The organism is Nonomuraea typhae (genome assembly GCF_009760925.1).
GTDB lineage: Bacteria > Actinomycetota > Actinomycetes > Streptosporangiales > Streptosporangiaceae > Nonomuraea > Nonomuraea typhae.
Map to the genome: position 1 here is coordinate 542462 of NZ_VRLV01000007.1, position 16414 is coordinate 558875.

Consider the following 16414-nt stretch of genomic DNA (forward strand, 5'->3'; position numbering starts at 1 on the left):
GGCGGCCGGCCCCCAAAGTGTCGGTATCACCCCGGTCGAAGCCCACCACGACGGTGGCGCTCCCGGGGCGGCTCCGTCTTGACCTGGACGGAGACCAGATGAGGTCCTACCTGAACGTGCTGGCCACGCCGGGCGCCTGGCGGTTCCTGCTGCCCGCGCTGGTGGCCCGCCTGCCGTACGCGATGGTGCAGATGGGCGTGCTGCTGCTCGTGCAGTGGTCCACCGGCTCCTACGGCGCGGCCGGGATCGCCGCCGCGGCGGCCGCGGTCGCGCAGGCGCTGGCGGGCCCGCAGACCGGCCGCCTGGCCGATCGTTACGGCCAGCGCAAGGTGCTGCTGCCCCAGATCGCCATCCACGGCGTGTCCCTGGCGGCGCTGCTGGCGCTGGCGGCCACGCAGGCGGCCGTGCCGTACCTGGTGGTCACCGCGGCGCTGGCCGGTGCCTCGGTGCCGCAGGTCGGCGCCATGGTGCGGGCGCGCTGGGCGCACCGGCTGGGCAGTTCGGCCAAGCTCAACACCGCCTTCGCGGTCGAGTCGATCACCGACGAGCTGACGTTCACGCTGGCCCCGGTGCTGCTGGTGGGGCTGTCCACGGGGTTCTCGCCGGTCGTGGCGCTGCTGGGCGCGCTGGTGCTCATCGTGGCCGGGACCGTGGTCTTCGCCGGCGTGCGGACCGCGCTGCCCGAGCCGATGCCGGTCCGGGTGCGTGCCACCGGCGGCGTGCTGCGGCTGCGCGGCGTGGTGCCGCTGGCCGCCGCCTTCCTCGCGATGGGCACGGTCTTCGGTTCGCTTCAGGTCGGCATCACGTCGCTGACCGCCGCTCTCGGCTCGCCCGCGCTCGCCGGTCCGATCTACGGCACGTTCTCGGCGGCCAGCGTGGCGGGCGGCGTGCTCTACGGTGCGGTCCGCTGGAACCTCGCCGCCCGCACCCGGCTGGTCATCGGCCTGGCGCTGCTGGCCGCCGCGACCACCGCGCTGACGGCCGCCGGTTCCATCCCCCTGATGTACGGCGCCGCCGCCCTGGCGGGCCTGGTGATCGCCCCCGTGGTGATCACCGGCTACACCCTCATCGAGAGCCTGGTCCCGGCGGACGTGCGCACCGAGTCGTTCACCTGGCTCAACGGCGCCATCGGCCTCGGCATCGCGACCGGCGCTTCGGTGGCCGGGCAGCTCGTGGACCACCTGGGCCCGTCGCTGGCCTTCGTGGTGCCCCCGCTGACCACGGGCCTGGCCGCCCTGCTGGTCCTGGTACGGCTGCGCAGCCTGCGCCCGCTGCCGCAGGACGCGCTCACGGGTGAACCGGCGCTCCAGGCTCCTCGGCGATGACCTTGGGCACCCCGCGCAGCCCGGCCAGCGCCAGCACGGCGACGACGACCAGGATGCCCGCGGTGACCAGCGAGGTCGTCTGCATGCCGGCGACGAACGCCCGCTGGGCGGCGGCGACCAGCTCGCCCGCCTGGTCGGAAGGGAGCGTGGCGGCCAGGTTGAGCGCGTCGGTGATCGACTCGCGGGCGACCGGGTCCGGATGGGTCATGTTGGCCCGGTAGGTGCTGGTCAGCACCGTGCCGAGGACGGCGATGCCGAGCGCGCCGCCGAGTTCGAAGGCGGTCTCGGAGATGGCCGCCGCCGCCCCGGCCCGCTGCTTGGGCGCCGTGGCCAGCACGTTGTCGTTGTTCACGGTGAACGTCAGCCCGATCCCGATGCCGCCGATCACCATGGGCACCAGCAGGTAGAGGTAGGTGAGCTCGGTGCCGAGCGTGGCGTACCACCCGAAGGCGACCGCGTTCATGGCCAGCCCGAGCGCGACCACGCCGTTCCTGCCCAGGACCCGGATGAGCGGCGCGGCCAGGATGCCGCCGATCGCGCCGGACAGGCCGCCGGGCAGCCCGGCCAGGCCCGCCTGCAGCGGCGACCAGCCGATGACCAGCTGCAGGTACCAGGCGAACATCAGCGACATCGCCATCATGGTGAAGATGGCCAGGAGGTTCGTGCCGATGGAGGCGCTGAAGGCCCGCTTGGCGAACAGCCGCACGTCGATGAGCGGTTCGGCCAGCCGGCTCTGCCGTACGCCGAACCAGGCCAGCGCGGCCAGGCCGAGCGCTCCGGCGGCGGCGGGGCCGGTGGCGAGCCCGTCGTGGGCCAGCTCCTTGATCGCGTAGATGACGGCCACGACCCCGGCGAAGGAGAGCGCCACGCTGAGCGGGTCGATGCCGCCCGCGTCCGGGTTGCGGGACTCCGGCAGGGCGATGGCGCCGCCGGCGAGCACCACCGCCATGATCGGCAGGTTGATGAGGAAGACCGACCCCCACCAGAAGTGGTCCAGGAGCAGGCCGCCGACGACCGGGCCGACCGCGAACCCCGCCGCGCTCATGGAGCTCCAGATGCCGATCGCCATCGTGCGCTCGCCGGGTTCGGTGAACACGTTGCGGATGATCGACAGGGTGGACGGCATGATGGTGGCGCCCGCGACGCCCAGCAGCGCCCGCGCCGCGATCAGCAGCTCGGCGCTGGGGGCGTAGGCGGTGATGACGGAGGCGGCGCTGAAGGCCACCGCGCCGATGAGCAGCAGCCGCTTGCGGCCGATCCGGTCGCCGACGTTGCCCATGGTGACCAGCAGGCCGGCCAGGGCGAAGCCGTAGATGTCGCCGATCCAGAGCAGCTGGGTCGAGGTGGCGCCCAGGTCGGCGACCAGGCGCGGCAGGGCGAGATGGAGGACGGTCAGATCGAGGGAGAGCAACAGCGTGGCCAGGCACGCGATCGCCAGGCAGGCCCACTTCGTACGCATGCGGCACACTGTGAGAGCAGGTGCTGACGGCCTACTGACCGGCGGCTGACCGCCGGGCGGCCAGCTCCAGCGCCTCTCGCGGCGCGAGCGTGCCCAGCAGCGTGGCGGTGCCGTTCTCGCCGCGGCGCCGGGCCGTCTCGGCCAGCCCCTCGATGGCCAGCCCCGACAGCTGCTTGAACGTGCCCTGCGCCGCGTCGAGGGCGGCGCGGAACCGTTCCCATGCCGACTGCTCCAGGCCGTCGGCCAGGTCGAGGTGGCCGAGCGCGAGCAGGATGCGCGTCCTGGTGTCCACGACCGAGTACCAGCCCTCGGGAACCTCCGCCAGCGCCAGCTCCAGGTAGCCGCGGGCCTCGTCGCCCTTGCCGCGCAGCACGGCCACCTCGCCCAGGCCGAGGTGCGCCCAGGCCATGGTGTCCACCGCGCTGATCCGCCGGGTCTGCTCGGCCGCGCGCCGGTAGCCCGCCTCGGCCTCGTCCAGGTCACCCAGCCGCAGGACGCTGTCGGAGCGCCGGCACAGGTTCTCGGCGGCGTCGGCGCTGGCGCCCAGCTCCTCGGCCAGCGAAGCCGTCTGGCCGGCCAGCGTCATCGCCAGCTCGTAGTCGCCCTGTTCGAAGGCGAGATCCTGCAGCCCGCCGAGGGCCAGCATGCACCCCCACCGCTCGCCGATCTTCTGGAAGGCCCTCAGCGCGTTCGTGAACCGCTCCGCGGCCTCCGCCAGCTCGTTCTGGCTGTGGTGCACGAAGCCGGTGCCCAGGAGAATCAGCGCCCGCGTCCACGGCGTCAGCGGCACGTCCGGCGGGGGCTCGACGTCGCTCGGCCGGTATCCCCGCGGCGGCCCGCTGAACAGCGGCAGCAGCATGGTCAGGAACTCCACGCGGAACGGCAGCCTCATGTCGGCCATCTCCGCGATCAGCCGCTCGTGCCGGCGCAGCAGCGCGGCGCCCGCCCGCCCGTCGGCCATGGCGGACAGCACGCACATCGCGTACTCGTCCGCCATCCCCTCCGGAGCGTCCTCGCCCATCGTGTCCAGCAGCGCCCCGGACAGCTTCGCGCTGATCACCCGGTGCCCGCGCATCCACCAGTAGCAGGCCATCCGCGAGACCAGCAGCAGTCCCTCCTCCACCCGGCCGGTGTCGGTGGCCCAGCGGATCGCCGCGTGCAGGTCGTCGCTCTCCTCGTCCATCCTGGCCAGCCACGAAAGCTGCTCGCGGGTGCGCAGATGGGCGTCGGCCCGGCTCGCCAGGTCCAGGCAGTAGGCGGCGTGCGCGGCCAGCGTCTCGTCCAGCTCGCCCGCCTCGGCCAGCCGCTCGGCGCCGTAGGCCCGGATCGTCTCCAGCATGCGAAACCGCCCGCCGGCCAGCTCGACCAGCGACTTCTCCGCCAGCGAGGTCAGCACGTCCTCGCCGCCGGCGCCGCCGTACATCCGCTCGGCCGCCTCGGCCCGCCCGCCGCCGACGAACACGGTCAGCCGCCGCGCCAGCCGCTGCTCGTCGGCGTCCAGCAGCTCCCAGCTCCAGTCGACGACCGCGCGCAGGGTCTGGTGCCGGGGCAACGCGGTACGGCTGCCGCGGGTCAGCAGCCGGAAGCGGTCGTCGAGCCGGTCGGCCACCTCGTCCAGCGTCAGCGTGCGCAGCCGGGCCGCCGCCAGCTCGATGGCCAGCGGCAGCCCGTCCAGCGCCCGGCAGATCCCGGCCACCCGCTCCAGGGCCCGGCCCTCCATGGTGAAGTCCTGGCGTACGGCTGCCGCCCGCTCGGCGAACAGCCGGACCGACGGGTACTCCAGCGGGTTCCCGGCGTCCGGCGGCGGCAGGCGCAGCGGCGAGACCGGCACGATCGACTCGCCGATGATCCCGAGCGCCTCCCGGCTCGTGGCCAGCACCCGCAGCGCCGGGCAGGCGGCCAGCAACTCGTCGGCCAGTTCGGCGGCGGCGGCCACCAGATGCTCGCAGTTGTCCAGGACGATCAGCAGTTTGCGGTCGGCCAGCGCGGCAACCAGCCGTTCGCGTGGCCGCGGCTGCGGCTGGTTGCGCTCGGGGCCGGTCAGCGGGGCGTCGCGGATGCCGAGCGCGGCCAGGACCGCCCCCGGCAGGTCGGCGCCGCCGGTCACCGGGGCCAGCTCGACGAAGCAGACGTCGCCCGGCGTGCGCTCGACCGCCTCGATCGCCAGCCGGGTCTTGCCGGCGCCGCCGGGGCCGATCAGCGTCACCAGCCGGGCGGACTCCAGCAGCTCGCCGAGCCGGGACAGGTCGCCGGCCCGGCCGACGAAGCTGGTCAGCTGGGCCCGCAGGCCCTGCCTGAGCACGCCTTCGCCGGCGGTGCCCAGGCTGGGGTCGGCACGCAGGACCGCGAGGTGGGCGGCGGCCATCTCGGCGCCGGGTTCCACGCCCAGTTCCTCGTCGAGGATGCGGCGGCCCTCTTCGTAGGCGGTCAGCGCCTCGGCCTGGCGGCCGCTGCCGTACAGGGCGCGCATGAGCTGGGCGCGCAGCCGTTCGCGCAGCGGGTGGGCGGCGATGAGCTCGCGCAGTTCGGCGACCAGGTCGCGGTGGCGGCCGAGGTCCAGGTCGGCCTGGACGCGGTCCTCCACGGCGGCCAGGCGCAGCTCTTCCAGGCGGGTGACGGCGGCCTCGGCCAGCGGGGCGTCGCTCAGCGGCAGGCCGCGCCAGAGCTCGAGCGCCTGGCGCAGCAGGGCCGCGGCGCCGCGGGGGTCGCCGGCGCCGAGCGCCTTCCTGCCGTCGGCGGCCAGGCGTTCGAAGCGGTGCGCGTCCACGTGCAGCGGGTCGGCCGCCAGCCGGTATCCGGCGGGGTGGAACTCGACGAGGTCCCTGCCCAGCGACCGGCGCAGCCTGGACACCTGGGACTGCAGCGCGTTGGCCACGCCCTCGGGCGGCTGCGTGCCGTACAACTCGTCGACGAGTTGCTCGGTGGGGACGATGCGCCCGGCCTGCAGGGCGAGCAGCACCAGCAGCGCCCGCACCCGCGGACCGCCGAGCGGGACCTCCCGCCCGTCGTCGTCCCGCACGCGCGCGGGGCCGAGGATCTCGAAGCGCATGCCTCGATTATCGGGGTTGCGGGAGGATCGCGGTGATTTCATCGTAGGCGGGCAGCGGCGGCTGCTCGTCCTGGAGCACCGCGAGCATCCCTCTGAGCGAGGCGCGATACAGCAGCGAGCCGGTGCTCACGCGGGCCACGCCCGCCGCGGCCAGCTCCGCCATCGGGGGCCCGTAGAGCACGTTGACCGGCAGGGGCGTGCTCCTGACCACCTCGGCGATCGCGGCCACGTCGGTCAGGCCGGGGACGAAGATGCCGTCGGCCTTCTCGTAGGCGTGGATCCGCTCGGCGGCGTCGTCGCCCGTCTTCAGCCAGTGGACGTCGGTGCGGGCGTTGACGAAGACGCCGTGGCCGAGCGCGGCCTCGATGATCTCCTGGTGGTGGGCGATCTCCCGCAGGGTGCCGTCGGGGCGCCCGTCCTCGAGGTTCACGCCCGCCACGCCCGCCCGGCCCAGCTCGGCGACCAGCGCGGCGACCTCGGCCGGGTCGTCGCTGAAGCCGCCCTCGATGTCCACGGTGACCAGGACGCCGAGCCCGGTCATCGCCTTGGCCAGGGCGATCGTCTCGTTCTTGGTGGCGCCGGCGGCGTCCGGCCTGCCGTGCACGGCGGCCACGCCGAGGCTGGTCGTCCCGATCGCCTGGTACCCGGCGTCGGCCAGCATGGCGGCCGAGCCGTAGTCCCAGGCGTTCGGCAGCAGCAGCGGGTCGCCGGGGACGTGCAGGTCGCGGAAGTTCATGAACGCTTCCCTTCGAGGTAGCCGGCCGCGATGGCCAGGGCGTGCGCGGAGGCCGGGCACGGCCGCACGCCGTGGCCGAACGTCAGATGCGGCGTACGGCCGCGCGCGGGGTCGAACCGATCGGGATCCGGGAAGACCTCGGGGTCGCGGTTGGCGGCGACCAGGTCGATCTCCACGCCCACGCGGCGGGTGACCGTCAGCGGCGGATCGTGGCGCAGGGTCTCGTGCAGCAGGTCCTTGACCGGGATGCGGCCGTCGTCGTGGGCCAGCGCGTTCCGGATGAGCCCGGCGGTGGAGGCGTGCGCCTGGAGAAGGATCGTGATCATGGGGATGCCCAGGGGCAGCAGTTCCTTGACCGCCGCGTCGGCTTCGGGGCTCTCCTCGCCGGACAAATATCCGGCGGCCGCCCGCGCCACCGCCTCGACCTGCTCCACCCCGAACGCCCTGGTGGACACCTCGTCGTACGGCAGGCCCGCCATCCCTCTGGCCCTGGCCCTGAGCTCGGCCGGGTCGAACGCGGCCAGGAGCGCGACGACCTCTTCGCGGCGCCGGGCGTGGACGGGACCGGAGGCGAAGCGCGACACCTGCGCCCGCAGCCAGGCCAGGGTGCCGGGTTCGGCGTCCTGGGGGACCGGGGGCGGCACCAGGCGGCTGTCCTCCAGCGCCGCCGTGGCCTGCGCGTATCGGGTGATGACCATGCCACGAGCCTAGGGCGGTTTCCCTTCGACGCCGGTCGAAGGGTGGCCGCCCGGGCTCACGTCAGGCGGCCAGGTGCTCCTGTGGCCCGGCGGCCGTGGTCGGCGGCGGCGCGGGGGAGGAGCAGGTGGGCGCCGTGGGGATGGTGACCGGGCGGCGGTGCTCACGCAGGATGGCGAAGCTCATCTGCACCAGCAGGGCGATCTCGGCCAGCACCAGGGCGCGCTCCAGCAGGCCGTAGTAGGCGACGCCGCCGATCAGCGGCGAGATGAAGGAGGCCGGGTGCGAGGCCAGGTAGATGACCAGGGCGAAGGTGGAGGTCACGGCGAGCGCGCGGACGGCGTTCCACCGGGGAAGGGCGCTGCGGGCGCGGGCCAGCATCCAGCCGGCGACGGGCAACGTGGTGAAGACCACGGCCGCCGACCAGCGGTGGATCTCGCCGGCCAGTGACTTGATGGCGACACCGTGCGGGTCGGTGGGGAACACGGCGCTGAGCATCAGCCCCGCGGCCCCTGCCAGCAGCAGCACCCGGGTGGCCGCGCTGCGGCCGGCCTCGCGCACGGCCAGGCCGTACGCGAGGAAGACGCAGGTGGCGGCCATCCCGAGCATGCCGACCACGACTGGCACCAGACCACCGGAGACCAGTACGTAGTCGCTGAGCAGCGGCTGTTCGGGCAGCGCGACCTGGGCGTAGCCCAGCGCGGCTATCGCGACCAGCGCGCCGCCCACGGCGCCCCAGATCATCTCATCACCTCATCGTAGATCGCCTCGAAACGGGCCAGGGAGTTCTGGTGGTCGTGGGTGAGGGCGAGCTCGCGGCTGGCCTTGCCCATGACCATGCGCAGTCCCTCGTCGGACAGCAGCGCGGTGAGGTTCTTGGCCAGCGCCATGACGTCACCGGGCGGGAACAGGAAGCCGTTGTCGTCCACGAGGTGGGGCAGCGCCATGGCGTCGGCCACGACGACGGGCAGTCCTGAGGCCATGGCCTCGAGCGTGGCGATGCTCTGGAGCTCGGCGATGCTCGGCATGGCGAAGATGTCGGCGGCGGCGAATGCCTGCGGCATCTGCTCGTCGGGCACGAAGCCGAGGAAGAACACCCGCTCGGCCACGCCGATCCGCCTGGCCAGCTTCTCCAGGATCTCGCGCTGGTTGCCCCGGCCGACGAACGCGATCTGGGCGTCGGTGTCGTTGAGGACGTACGGCAGCGCGCGGACGAGGTCGTCCAGGCGCTTCTCCTCGTCCAGGCGGCCGACGAACAGGATGGTCGGGCGGTCGGGCAGGTCGAACATCTTGCGCGCCCACTGCTTGGGCTCGGTGTGCGGGTGGAAGCGGGTCAGGTCGATGCCGCAGGAGACGGGCTCGACCTCGCGGGTGAAGCCCTGGTCGGCCAGGAGCTTGGCGGCCAGCGGGGTGGGAGTGGTCACCCGCTGGGTGCGGTTGAAGATGCGGCGGAAGTCGCGCCAGGCGAGCTGGGCGGCCTTGGCGCGCAGCCGCTCAGGGATGTGCCCGAACTGGAAGAGGTTGTCGGGCATGAAGTGGTTGGTGGCCACGATGGGCACGCCGCGGCGCCGGCAGGCGGCGATGGCGGACCGGCCGACCACGAAGTGGCCCTGGCAGTGCAGCACGTCGGGGTCGATGGCCTCGACGAGCCGGTCGAGCCTGGTGGGCACGGCCACCCGCATCGTGGGGTGGACGAACAGGGGGGCCGAGCGCAGCCTGTGCATGATCACGCCGTCGACGACCTCCGCCTTGGCCGGGCCTTCGTCGGACTGGCAGATCACGTGGACCTCGTTGCCGCGTTCGGCCAGGCCGGTGGCCAGCCGGTAGGTGAACACGGCGGTGCCGTTGACGTCCGGCGGATAGGTGTCGGTGGAGATCAGGATGCGCCTGGGCCGGTCAGTCGCGGGCTGGAGCTCGTTGGCGCCGGTCGGCAGGGGCATGGCCATGTCAGGCGTTCCTTTCCAAGGGGGTCGTGCGGGCTAGTGCCACGGTTCCGGCCGCGGCGAGCGCGGCGGCGGCGATGGGGGCAACGCCGGTGGGCAGAGGTTCGCCGAGCAGCAGGGCGCCGAAGGCGACCGCGGTGAGCGGGTCGGCGATCTGCAGCGAGGCGAAGGACACGCCGAAGTGGCCTACGGCGTAGGCGCGCTGCAGCACCGCCAGGGCGGCCAGCGCGGGGACGGGCAGGGCGAGCAGGTACCACCAGTTCCAGCCGCCGTCCACGAGCACCCTCACGAGGGTGGCCGTGGCGCCGTAGAGCACTCCGGAGCTGGTGGCGAGCAGGGCGGCGCGACCGGCGGGGGAGGCGATCCTGGAGCCGGCCCAGAGCGCCACCGCGGCGACCCCGGAGACGGCGAACAGGGTCGCCAACCCCTGGGGGCTGAGGTAGGTCGGGCCGTCATGTGGGGGAACCAGGAGCACCAGGCCGATCAGGCCGATGGCGACGACACCCGCCGACATCAGCTCCATGCGGGTGGGCTTGCGCTTGTGCAGCGCCGCCGCGATGGGCAGGGCGAACAGCAGGCTGGCCACCCCCATCGGCTGCACGATCGTCAGCGGTCCGGCGCTCAGCGCGAAGATGTGCAGGCCGCCGCCGATCAGGATGGAGACTCCGCCGATCGCCCATCGGGGCTTCCTGAGCAGGGTCAGAAGGCGGGGCTTGCTGGAGCCGACTGCTTCGTACTGCTGGAGTGCCGCGCCGAGCGCGAAGAACAGCGAGCCGATCAGGGCGATCGCCGCGGCCAGCACAGTCATGAAACGCTCCTTTCATATGAATCGTCGCCAGATAGGGTCAAACCGACGTGTCCACAGGAAGACGTTCCGCCGAATCCTGAGTAGCGCGTCGCTTCTTTCTGATAAAGCGCACTACCTCTACAACGCCGGTGATCGTCACCGCGATCCCGAGACCGAGAAGAAGGCCCATGATGGGGTCGTTCTCGAAAGCCATACCGCCGAAATACCCGATGACGGCGGAATAAATGGCCCACGAGGCGGCCGCGATCGCGTCGAAGAACGTGAACGAGCGCAGCGGGTAGCGCACCGCGCCCATCGTCAAGGTCGTGGCCGTGCGTCCGCCGGGAATGTACCTCGCCACCACCAGCACCAGACCGCCCCGCTCGGCCAGCGCGTTGCGCGCCCACACGAAGGCTTTGCGCTCGCGGAGCCGCCCGCCGAACTTGCGGCCGATGAGGTACGAGATGTGGTCGCCGGCGAAGGCGCCGAGCGCGGCCACCACGATGATCAGCACCAGGTTGGTCTGCCCGCTGGCCGCGAACACCGCCGCGGTGATCACCGAGGTCTCCGCGGGCACGATGGGGAAGAACCCGTCGAGCACCGCGAGTGCGAACAGCGCGACGTACAGCCACGGCGAGGACATGACCTGCTGGAGCAGGTCGAGAATCGCGTGAGACATGTCGTGCACTCCGAATCTTCATTGGCCCCACCACCATCTCGGCGGAGGGGTCGGCGAGGCATCGGGGGATTACCCCCTAAGGTCACCGGCTGACCCCTGAGTCGTTCTCGGGGTCAGGCCACCTCGAAGGTAAGAAGTCCGCAGTTCACGGCACATCGGACGTTCGGTACGTACCACCCCCGACTTTCGTCAGGGTCGCGGTACGACCTCCGGCTGACACCTCCTATCCAAGCCTGGGTAAACCAGAGAAACAGGAGTGCAGGTATCCGAGTTGGGGGTGGGGCTAGCCCTACTTCCGGCAGGGGATCTCACACCACCTTCGGCAGGTCCGGGCGGTCCCCGGCGCCCGCTACCGTCGAGGCGTGAACCACCTCCGGCGCGCCACCCGCCGCCAGACCACCTCTGACGTGCTCCTTTGGGCGGTCCTGACGATTCTCGCCGCCGCGACGGGGCCCGACCCGATGGCCGAGCCCGGCGCCTTCCTCCTCGTCACCGGCGGGCGCGTGCTCATCCTGACGGCCGCCGTGCTCCTGGGCCGCCCCTGGCCGTGGGCCGCCGTGGCGCTGATCACCCTGGTCGCGCCCTGGGATCTCGGCGTCGGCTTCGCCACCATGGACCTGAGCTGGTGGCCGGGACTCGGCGTCACGAAGGTCGTGCCGATCACCTCGCTGACGCCCGCGATCGTCTGGTACGCCTACCTGGCCGGGCGCCGGATCGAGGAACTCCGCCTGCCGCTGGCCGTCTTCCTGGGCGTGGCCGGGGCGGGGTCCGGGCTCGTGCTCGTCTCCGGCGGGCGGCCCGAGGACTGGATCGGGGTGAGCACCGCGCTGGTGGCCACGTACGCGGCGCCGTACCTGCTGGGGGTGCTCAGGCGGCGGCTGGGCTTCCAGCGGGCACGTGCGCAGGCCGCGGCCGAGGCCCAGGCGCGCCTGCGCGAGCGCACCAGGATCGCGCACGACATGCACGACTCGCTCGGCCACGACCTGGCGCTCATCGCGGTGCGCGCGGCCGGGCTGGAGGTGTCGCCGGGGCTCACGCCCGCGCAGGTCACGGCGGCCGGCGAGCTGCGCGAGGCGGCGGCCGAGGCCACCGAGCGGCTGCGCCAGATCGTCGGGTTCCTGCGCGACCAGGGGCAGGGCGCGCCGCTGGAACCCGTGGGAGAAGGCGTGGCCGAGCTGGTCGAACGGGCCCGCGCCTCCGGCATGGACATCACCTTGAACCAGACGGGTGAGCCGTCCCCGCTGGCCCATCGCGTGGTCCAGGAGGGGCTGACCAACGCCGCCAAGCACGCGCCGGGGGCACCGGTCACGGTGACGGCCGGTCCGTGGCGGGTGAGCGTGGCGAACGGCGCGGCGCGCGGGCGCGCCACCGCGATCGGCGGCGGCACCGGCCTGGCCGCGCTGCGCGAGCGGGTACGGCTGGCCGGGGGCACCCTGACCGCCGGTCCGCACGGTTATGGGTACGAGCTGGCCGTCGAGCTCCCCCGTGCGGGGGAGGCGGATCCCCGCCCGGTGGGAGGGCCCGCGCCGGCCGCCACGCCACGATCGGAGCATGACCAGTGAACGAGCCGGAATAGGCCGCATCACCGCGGCGGCGGTCGCGATGGCGGCCATGCTGCCCTACCTCACCATCAAGATCATCTGGCTGTCGGGCAACCCGATCGGCGTCTCCGACCCCGGCTTCCTCGACAACACCGTCATGGTCGCCATGAACGCGGTGACCTTCGGCATGGACCTCGTCGGGCTGGTGCTGGCGCTGTCGTTCACCATGCGGTGGGGGATGCGGCTGCCCGCCTGGCTCGTGCTGCTGCCCATGTGGGTGGGCATCGGCCTGCTGTCGATCATCCTGGTGACCGCGCCGGCGGGGTTCGCGCTCCAGGGGGCGTCGATCTTCCAGGTGGGCGGGCCGATCGCGTCGTGGGTGTACACGGCGGTGTACGGCGGTTTCATCGGCCAGGCGATCGGGCTCATCGTCGCCTTCACCCTCTACGCCCGCGCCCGCTGGCCGCACGCCTTCACCTCGGCGCCGCGCGTCGGCCGCACCCTGCCCCTTCAGCTCGTCATGGCCCGCGGCGCGCTGGTCATGGCGGTGGCGCTCGGCGGCATCAGGCTCTTCTGGGGCTTCGGCGGCACGCTCGGCCTGCCCCCCGAGATCGTCGCGGCCTCGACGAACGTCGCGCTGCTGCAGCACGGCGTGAAGGGCGCGCTCATCGTGGCCGCCGGGGTCGCGCTCCTGGCCATGGTCAAGGGGTACGGCAGGCGTCCGGCCCTCTTGCTGGCCACGGCCTGGGTCGGCACCGGCTCGATGTTCGGCTGGGGCCTCTACGGCATGGTCGTCACGCTGAGCGCGGGCCCGCTGGGCGCCGGTGTGCCCACCCCGGTGCCGGACCTGGTGGAGCTGTTCGTCATGCTGACCGGCCTGGTGATGGCGGTGTGCGGGGCGATGGTCCTGGTGGAGCGGGCGGGACGCTCAGGCGTGGGCCACGTGCATGCGGCGCAGGACCCGCTTGAAGGCGACGATCGAGAAGGCGATCGCCGAGCCGCTGATCAGCGCGACCACGCCGGTGCGCACCAGCATGTAGCCCTGGAGCTGTGACTCGTTGAGCGCCAGCCAGATGCTCACGGTCGAGTTGGCCAGCAGCACGAAGCCCCACAGCAGCGTGATCCGGGCGAAGAACCTGCGCATCCGCTCGTGCTTGAGCACCACGGAGGGCAGATGGACGTAGTCGAGGGTGAGCTTCTGCACGAGCGGCTTGTTCAGCCGGACCGAGGCCAGGAAGACCACGCTGATGCAGATGGTGCCGAGCTCCGGCTGGATCGCCCAGTAGTGCCAGTCGCCGGTCCAGAACGAGACCGCGGTGCGGAAGGTCAGGGCCAGCGCCGCCATCCACATCGTGGCCGGGATCTTGGCCCGCCGCGCCACCCGCCAGGCCAGCCCGCCGAACAACCACGCCAGGCCGGCGAACAGCGCCCCCTGCGTGCCCAGGACCGCCACGCTCGTGTACACGATGACCAGCGGCGCCACCACTGCCTCCAGCAGCTTGGGGGCCGCGTCGCGGGCGAGGATGGTCAGGCGTGGCAGGGTGATGGGAGGGTGGTTCAAGGCTGCTCCGCAGGTAGGCCGAGTCCATACGACTACCCGGGCGGCGGCGAACCGGGCTGGCCGTACGGATGGGTCGGTGTAACGGCACGGACACCTCGGCGCGCTGGACCGCGCGCCGGTGGCCAACCGTACCTGACCCGGGCCGGTGCGACTGCCACTTTTTGCACGTTCCACGCGCGGGTTACATACGCCTCACCTGCCGGGCAGGCCGGCCTTACCCCAGCGACGTGGTGGCGAGTTTGGCCCCGAAGCCCAGGAACAACGCCCCGACGCCGCTGGTGAGACCGGCCGACAGCTTGCGCCGGGCACGGAACTGGTTGGCCAGGAACGTCCCGCCGAAGATCAGCATGGTCAGGTAGAGGACGCTGAAGAGCTGGACGATGGCGCCGAGGATGAGGAACGAGAACGCCGGGGCGGTGTAGCCGGGGTCGACGAACTGGATGAAGAACGAGACGAAGAACAGGATCGCCTTCGGGTTCAGCAGGCTGACGACGAGCGCCTTGCGGAAAGGGCTGACCCGATCGACCTCCTGCGGCCGGGTCACCATCTCGGCGGGGGCCCGCCAGGCTCGCCAGGCGCCGCGCAGCATCTGGAAGCCGATCCACGCCAGGTACCCGGCCCCCGCGTACTTGACGACGGCGAACAGGACCGGGTTGGACTTCAGCAGGGAGGCGGCGCCGATGGCGGCCAGCAGCATGAGGATGGAGTCGCCGGCGAAGACGCCCGCGGCGGCGCGGTAGCCCTGCCTGACGCCGCGCTGGGCGGCGAGGCTGAGCACGTACAGCGAATTGGGGCCGGGCAGCAGGATGATGAACAGTGCACCGAGCGCAAAGGTCCAGATATCGGTGATGCCAAAAAGCATGGCCACAAGCTCCTGAAATTCGGGATATTTCAGGATAGGGGGATGTTGCCCAGAAGGAAGGCCAATCTGTCCTCAAGGGAAGCCTTCGGCAGCGTCACCAGCTCATACCCGTAGTCGGCGTAGGCGCCCGTCACCGCCGCGTAGGTGCGCTCGGCCTCCTCGGGAGACTGCTTGCGCTCGGCGTCGTTGCGGTAGATCTCCGGCCAGGGCGGCGCCGCGAAGACCCGCCGGTGATAGCGGAACCGCAGCGCCGCCTCGTGGACGTGCGGGGGCACCGGACGGCCCTCCAGCCGCAGGTACCCGATGACGTCCACCACGCCCCGGTCGAAGAAGACCGGGCCGTCGCCCGCCGGCGCGGCCCGGTGGGAGCGGAGTTCCCAGGCCAGCATCAGCTCGGCGAACAGGTCCTTGTCCGCCCACGGCAGCGCCCGGCCGCCGATCGCGCTCTGGTCCCGGATGATCGCCCGGCCGGCTTCCTCGCTCCCGGCGTAGCCCGCCGCCTCCAGCCGGTCGATCAGGGTGCTCTTGCCCGATCCCGGCCCGCCGGTCAGGACGATGAAGCGCTCACTCAAGGCCGATACCAGATCCCTCCATTCGCTTGATCGTAACCGAGTGCCCGATAGGCGGCGTCTGTCAGCGCCTGTCCGCGAGGGTTGATGCCCAGGCCGCTGCCCTGCTTGTTCATCGTGTAGCCGAAGGCCAGGCGTGCCTCCGGGTCGCAGAAGCCGACCGAGCCGCCCATGCCCGCGTGGCCGAAGGCCGTCTCCGACATCAGCGCGCCCTCGCTGTCGGCCGGCGGCAGATGCCGGTTGTCGGTGGACACCATGAACCCCGCCGACCAGCGGGTCGGCACCCCGAGCACCGCGTCCGTCCCGGCCGACTCCACCCGCCCCATGATCGAGCGCTGACCGGCCGAGACCAGCCCGCCCAGCGACAGCGGCCGGTACATCCTGGCCAGCCCGCGGGCGTTGGTGATCGCCCCGACCGAGCCGAACTCGCCGGCGTGCGCCTCCCGGCTGTCGGAGGCGAGCATGAAGCCGCCGTTGTTGCCGAGCAGCAGCGCCGGCAGCGACTCCGGGTCGGAGAACGCCTTGACGTAGAACGAGGGCGGCTCCGGCGGCAGGTCCGCCGGGATCGTCGGCGCCACCCGGCTCTCGTGCTCCTCCGGCAGGCCCAGCCAGAACTCCAGCCCGAGCGGCTCGGCCACCTCCTCGCGGAAGAACGTGCCCAGCGAGCGCCCGCCGACCCGCCTGACCACCTCGCCGACCAGGAAGCCGAAGGTCAGCGCGTGGTAGCCGTGCCGGGTGCCCGGCTCCCAGAACGGCTCGGCCACGGCCAGCCGCTCGGCCATGAGTTTCCAGTCGAGGAAGGCGCCCGGCGGCAGCGGCTCACGCAGCACCGGCAGGCCGGCCTGGTGGGCCAGCAGGTGCCGGATGAGCGTCCCGCCCTTGCCGGCCGCGCCGTACTCGGGCCAGTAGCGCACGACCGGCGCGTCGAGGTCGAGTTCGCCGCGGTCGGCGAGCAGGTGGGCGCAGAGGGCGGTGGCGCCCTTCGTGCAGGACCAGACGTGGCCGATGGTGTCCTCGCGCCACGGGGCGCCCGGCGCGGCCTCGCCGCCCCAGAGGTCGGCCACGACCTCGCCGTCGACGATCACGCAGACCGACGCGCCCACCTCACCGCGCTCGGCGAGGTTGCGCTCGAACTCCTCCCGTACCAGGGAGAACCGGGGGTCGGAGGTGCCTTGTACCGTCATCCCCTGACTTGACCATCAATGCG

Annotated in this window: 14 protein-coding genes; 2 read left to right on the top strand and 12 right to left on the bottom strand. The window is 72.5% G+C overall.

All coding sequences use genetic code 11. From position 1 onward, the window contains the following. Positions 1–98: 98 nt before the first annotated feature. Positions 99–1325 carry an MFS transporter gene (locus FVE25_RS28500; protein WP_157250133.1) on the top strand — a complete coding sequence of 409 codons (1227 nt, stop codon included), beginning with the start codon at positions 99–101 and terminating at the stop codon, positions 1323–1325. Here FVE25_RS28500 and FVE25_RS28505 read toward each other — a convergent pair. The 8 genes from FVE25_RS28505 to FVE25_RS28540 form a co-directional block, all read right to left on the bottom strand. After that, the gene (locus tag FVE25_RS28505) at positions 1288–2784 is read right to left on the bottom strand and encodes an MFS transporter (RefSeq protein WP_157250134.1); all 1497 of its coding nucleotides are present in this window, start codon (positions 2782–2784) and stop codon (positions 1288–1290) included. The two genes, FVE25_RS28500 and FVE25_RS28505, sit on opposite strands and share 38 nt — an antisense overlap. Positions 2785–2815: 31 nt before the next feature. Then, entirely contained in the window at positions 2816–5833 is a 3018-nt protein-coding gene (locus FVE25_RS28510; RefSeq protein ID WP_157250135.1) for an AfsR/SARP family transcriptional regulator, read from the bottom strand. A 7-nt stretch (positions 5834–5840) separates the two neighbouring features. Beyond that, positions 5841–6569: an isocitrate lyase/PEP mutase family protein gene (locus tag FVE25_RS28515; RefSeq protein ID WP_157250136.1), complete on the bottom strand. Its 729-nt coding sequence runs from the start codon at positions 6567–6569 to the stop codon at positions 5841–5843. Then, positions 6566–7267 (bottom strand): cytochrome P450 family protein, encoded by a 702-nt coding sequence (locus FVE25_RS28520; RefSeq protein WP_157250137.1) that lies wholly within the window; start codon positions 7265–7267, stop codon positions 6566–6568. Before FVE25_RS28520 ends, FVE25_RS28515 begins: the two co-directional genes overlap by 4 nt. 61 nt (positions 7268–7328) lie before the next feature. Next, a complete protein-coding gene (locus tag FVE25_RS28525) occupies positions 7329–8009 on the bottom strand; it encodes a DUF998 domain-containing protein (protein ID WP_157250138.1) in 681 nt (226 codons plus the stop codon). Next, a complete protein-coding gene (locus FVE25_RS28530; RefSeq protein ID WP_157250139.1) occupies positions 8006–9211 on the bottom strand; it encodes a glycosyltransferase in 1206 nt (401 codons plus the stop codon). The genes FVE25_RS28525 and FVE25_RS28530 overlap by 4 nt, the downstream gene beginning before the upstream one ends. A 1-nt stretch (position 9212) precedes the next feature. Then, complete coding sequence (locus FVE25_RS28535) at positions 9213–10016, bottom strand: DMT family transporter (RefSeq protein WP_181019738.1); 804 nt, start codon at positions 10014–10016, stop codon at positions 9213–9215. 37 nt (positions 10017–10053) lie between these two features. Beyond that, positions 10054–10674 (bottom strand): DedA family protein, encoded by a 621-nt coding sequence (locus FVE25_RS28540; protein ID WP_157250140.1) that lies wholly within the window; start codon positions 10672–10674, stop codon positions 10054–10056. 362 nt (positions 10675–11036) lie between these two features. Here FVE25_RS28540 and FVE25_RS28545 point away from each other — a divergent pair, with 362 nt between their 5' ends. Beyond that, positions 11037–12236: a sensor histidine kinase gene (locus FVE25_RS28545; protein WP_157250141.1), complete on the top strand. Its 1200-nt coding sequence runs from the start codon at positions 11037–11039 to the stop codon at positions 12234–12236. Positions 12237–13143: 907 nt separating this feature from the next. Here the strand turns inward: FVE25_RS28545 and FVE25_RS28550 are convergent. From FVE25_RS28550 to FVE25_RS28565, 4 genes are all read right to left on the bottom strand, one after another. After that, complete coding sequence (locus FVE25_RS28550) at positions 13144–13776, bottom strand: VC0807 family protein (protein ID WP_246267558.1); 633 nt, start codon at positions 13774–13776, stop codon at positions 13144–13146. 214 nt (positions 13777–13990) lie between these two features. Then, complete coding sequence (gene leuE / locus FVE25_RS28555; protein WP_157250142.1) at positions 13991–14638, bottom strand: leucine efflux protein LeuE; 648 nt, start codon at positions 14636–14638, stop codon at positions 13991–13993. Between the two features lie 29 nt (positions 14639–14667). Next, a complete protein-coding gene (locus FVE25_RS28560) occupies positions 14668–15210 on the bottom strand; it encodes an AAA family ATPase (protein WP_246267566.1) in 543 nt (180 codons plus the stop codon). Then, positions 15207–16391 carry a serine hydrolase domain-containing protein gene (locus tag FVE25_RS28565; protein WP_157250143.1) on the bottom strand — a complete coding sequence of 395 codons (1185 nt, stop codon included), beginning with the start codon at positions 16389–16391 and terminating at the stop codon, positions 15207–15209. The genes FVE25_RS28560 and FVE25_RS28565 overlap by 4 nt, the downstream gene beginning before the upstream one ends. Positions 16392–16414 lie beyond the last annotated feature (23 nt).

Coding starts and splice junctions, on each gene's coding strand:
- FVE25_RS28500 (WP_157250133.1), top strand. CDS start 99: ATGAGGTCCTACCTGAACGTGCTGGCCACGCCGGGCGCCTGGCGGTTC.
- FVE25_RS28505 (WP_157250134.1), bottom strand. CDS start 2,784: ATGCGTACGAAGTGGGCCTGCCTGGCGATCGCGTGCCTGGCCACGCTG.
- FVE25_RS28510 (WP_157250135.1), bottom strand. CDS start 5,833: ATGCGCTTCGAGATCCTCGGCCCCGCGCGCGTGCGGGACGACGACGGG.
- FVE25_RS28515 (WP_157250136.1), bottom strand. CDS start 6,569: ATGAACTTCCGCGACCTGCACGTCCCCGGCGACCCGCTGCTGCTGCCG.
- FVE25_RS28520 (WP_157250137.1), bottom strand. CDS start 7,267: ATGGTCATCACCCGATACGCGCAGGCCACGGCGGCGCTGGAGGACAGC.
- FVE25_RS28525 (WP_157250138.1), bottom strand. CDS start 8,009: ATGATCTGGGGCGCCGTGGGCGGCGCGCTGGTCGCGATAGCCGCGCTG.
- FVE25_RS28530 (WP_157250139.1), bottom strand. CDS start 9,211: ATGGCCATGCCCCTGCCGACCGGCGCCAACGAGCTCCAGCCCGCGACT.
- FVE25_RS28535 (WP_181019738.1), bottom strand. CDS start 10,016: ATGACTGTGCTGGCCGCGGCGATCGCCCTGATCGGCTCGCTGTTCTTC.
- FVE25_RS28540 (WP_157250140.1), bottom strand. CDS start 10,674: ATGTCTCACGCGATTCTCGACCTGCTCCAGCAGGTCATGTCCTCGCCG.
- leuE (WP_157250142.1), bottom strand. CDS start 14,638: ATGCTTTTTGGCATCACCGATATCTGGACCTTTGCGCTCGGTGCACTG.
- FVE25_RS28565 (WP_157250143.1), bottom strand. CDS start 16,391: ATGACGGTACAAGGCACCTCCGACCCCCGGTTCTCCCTGGTACGGGAG.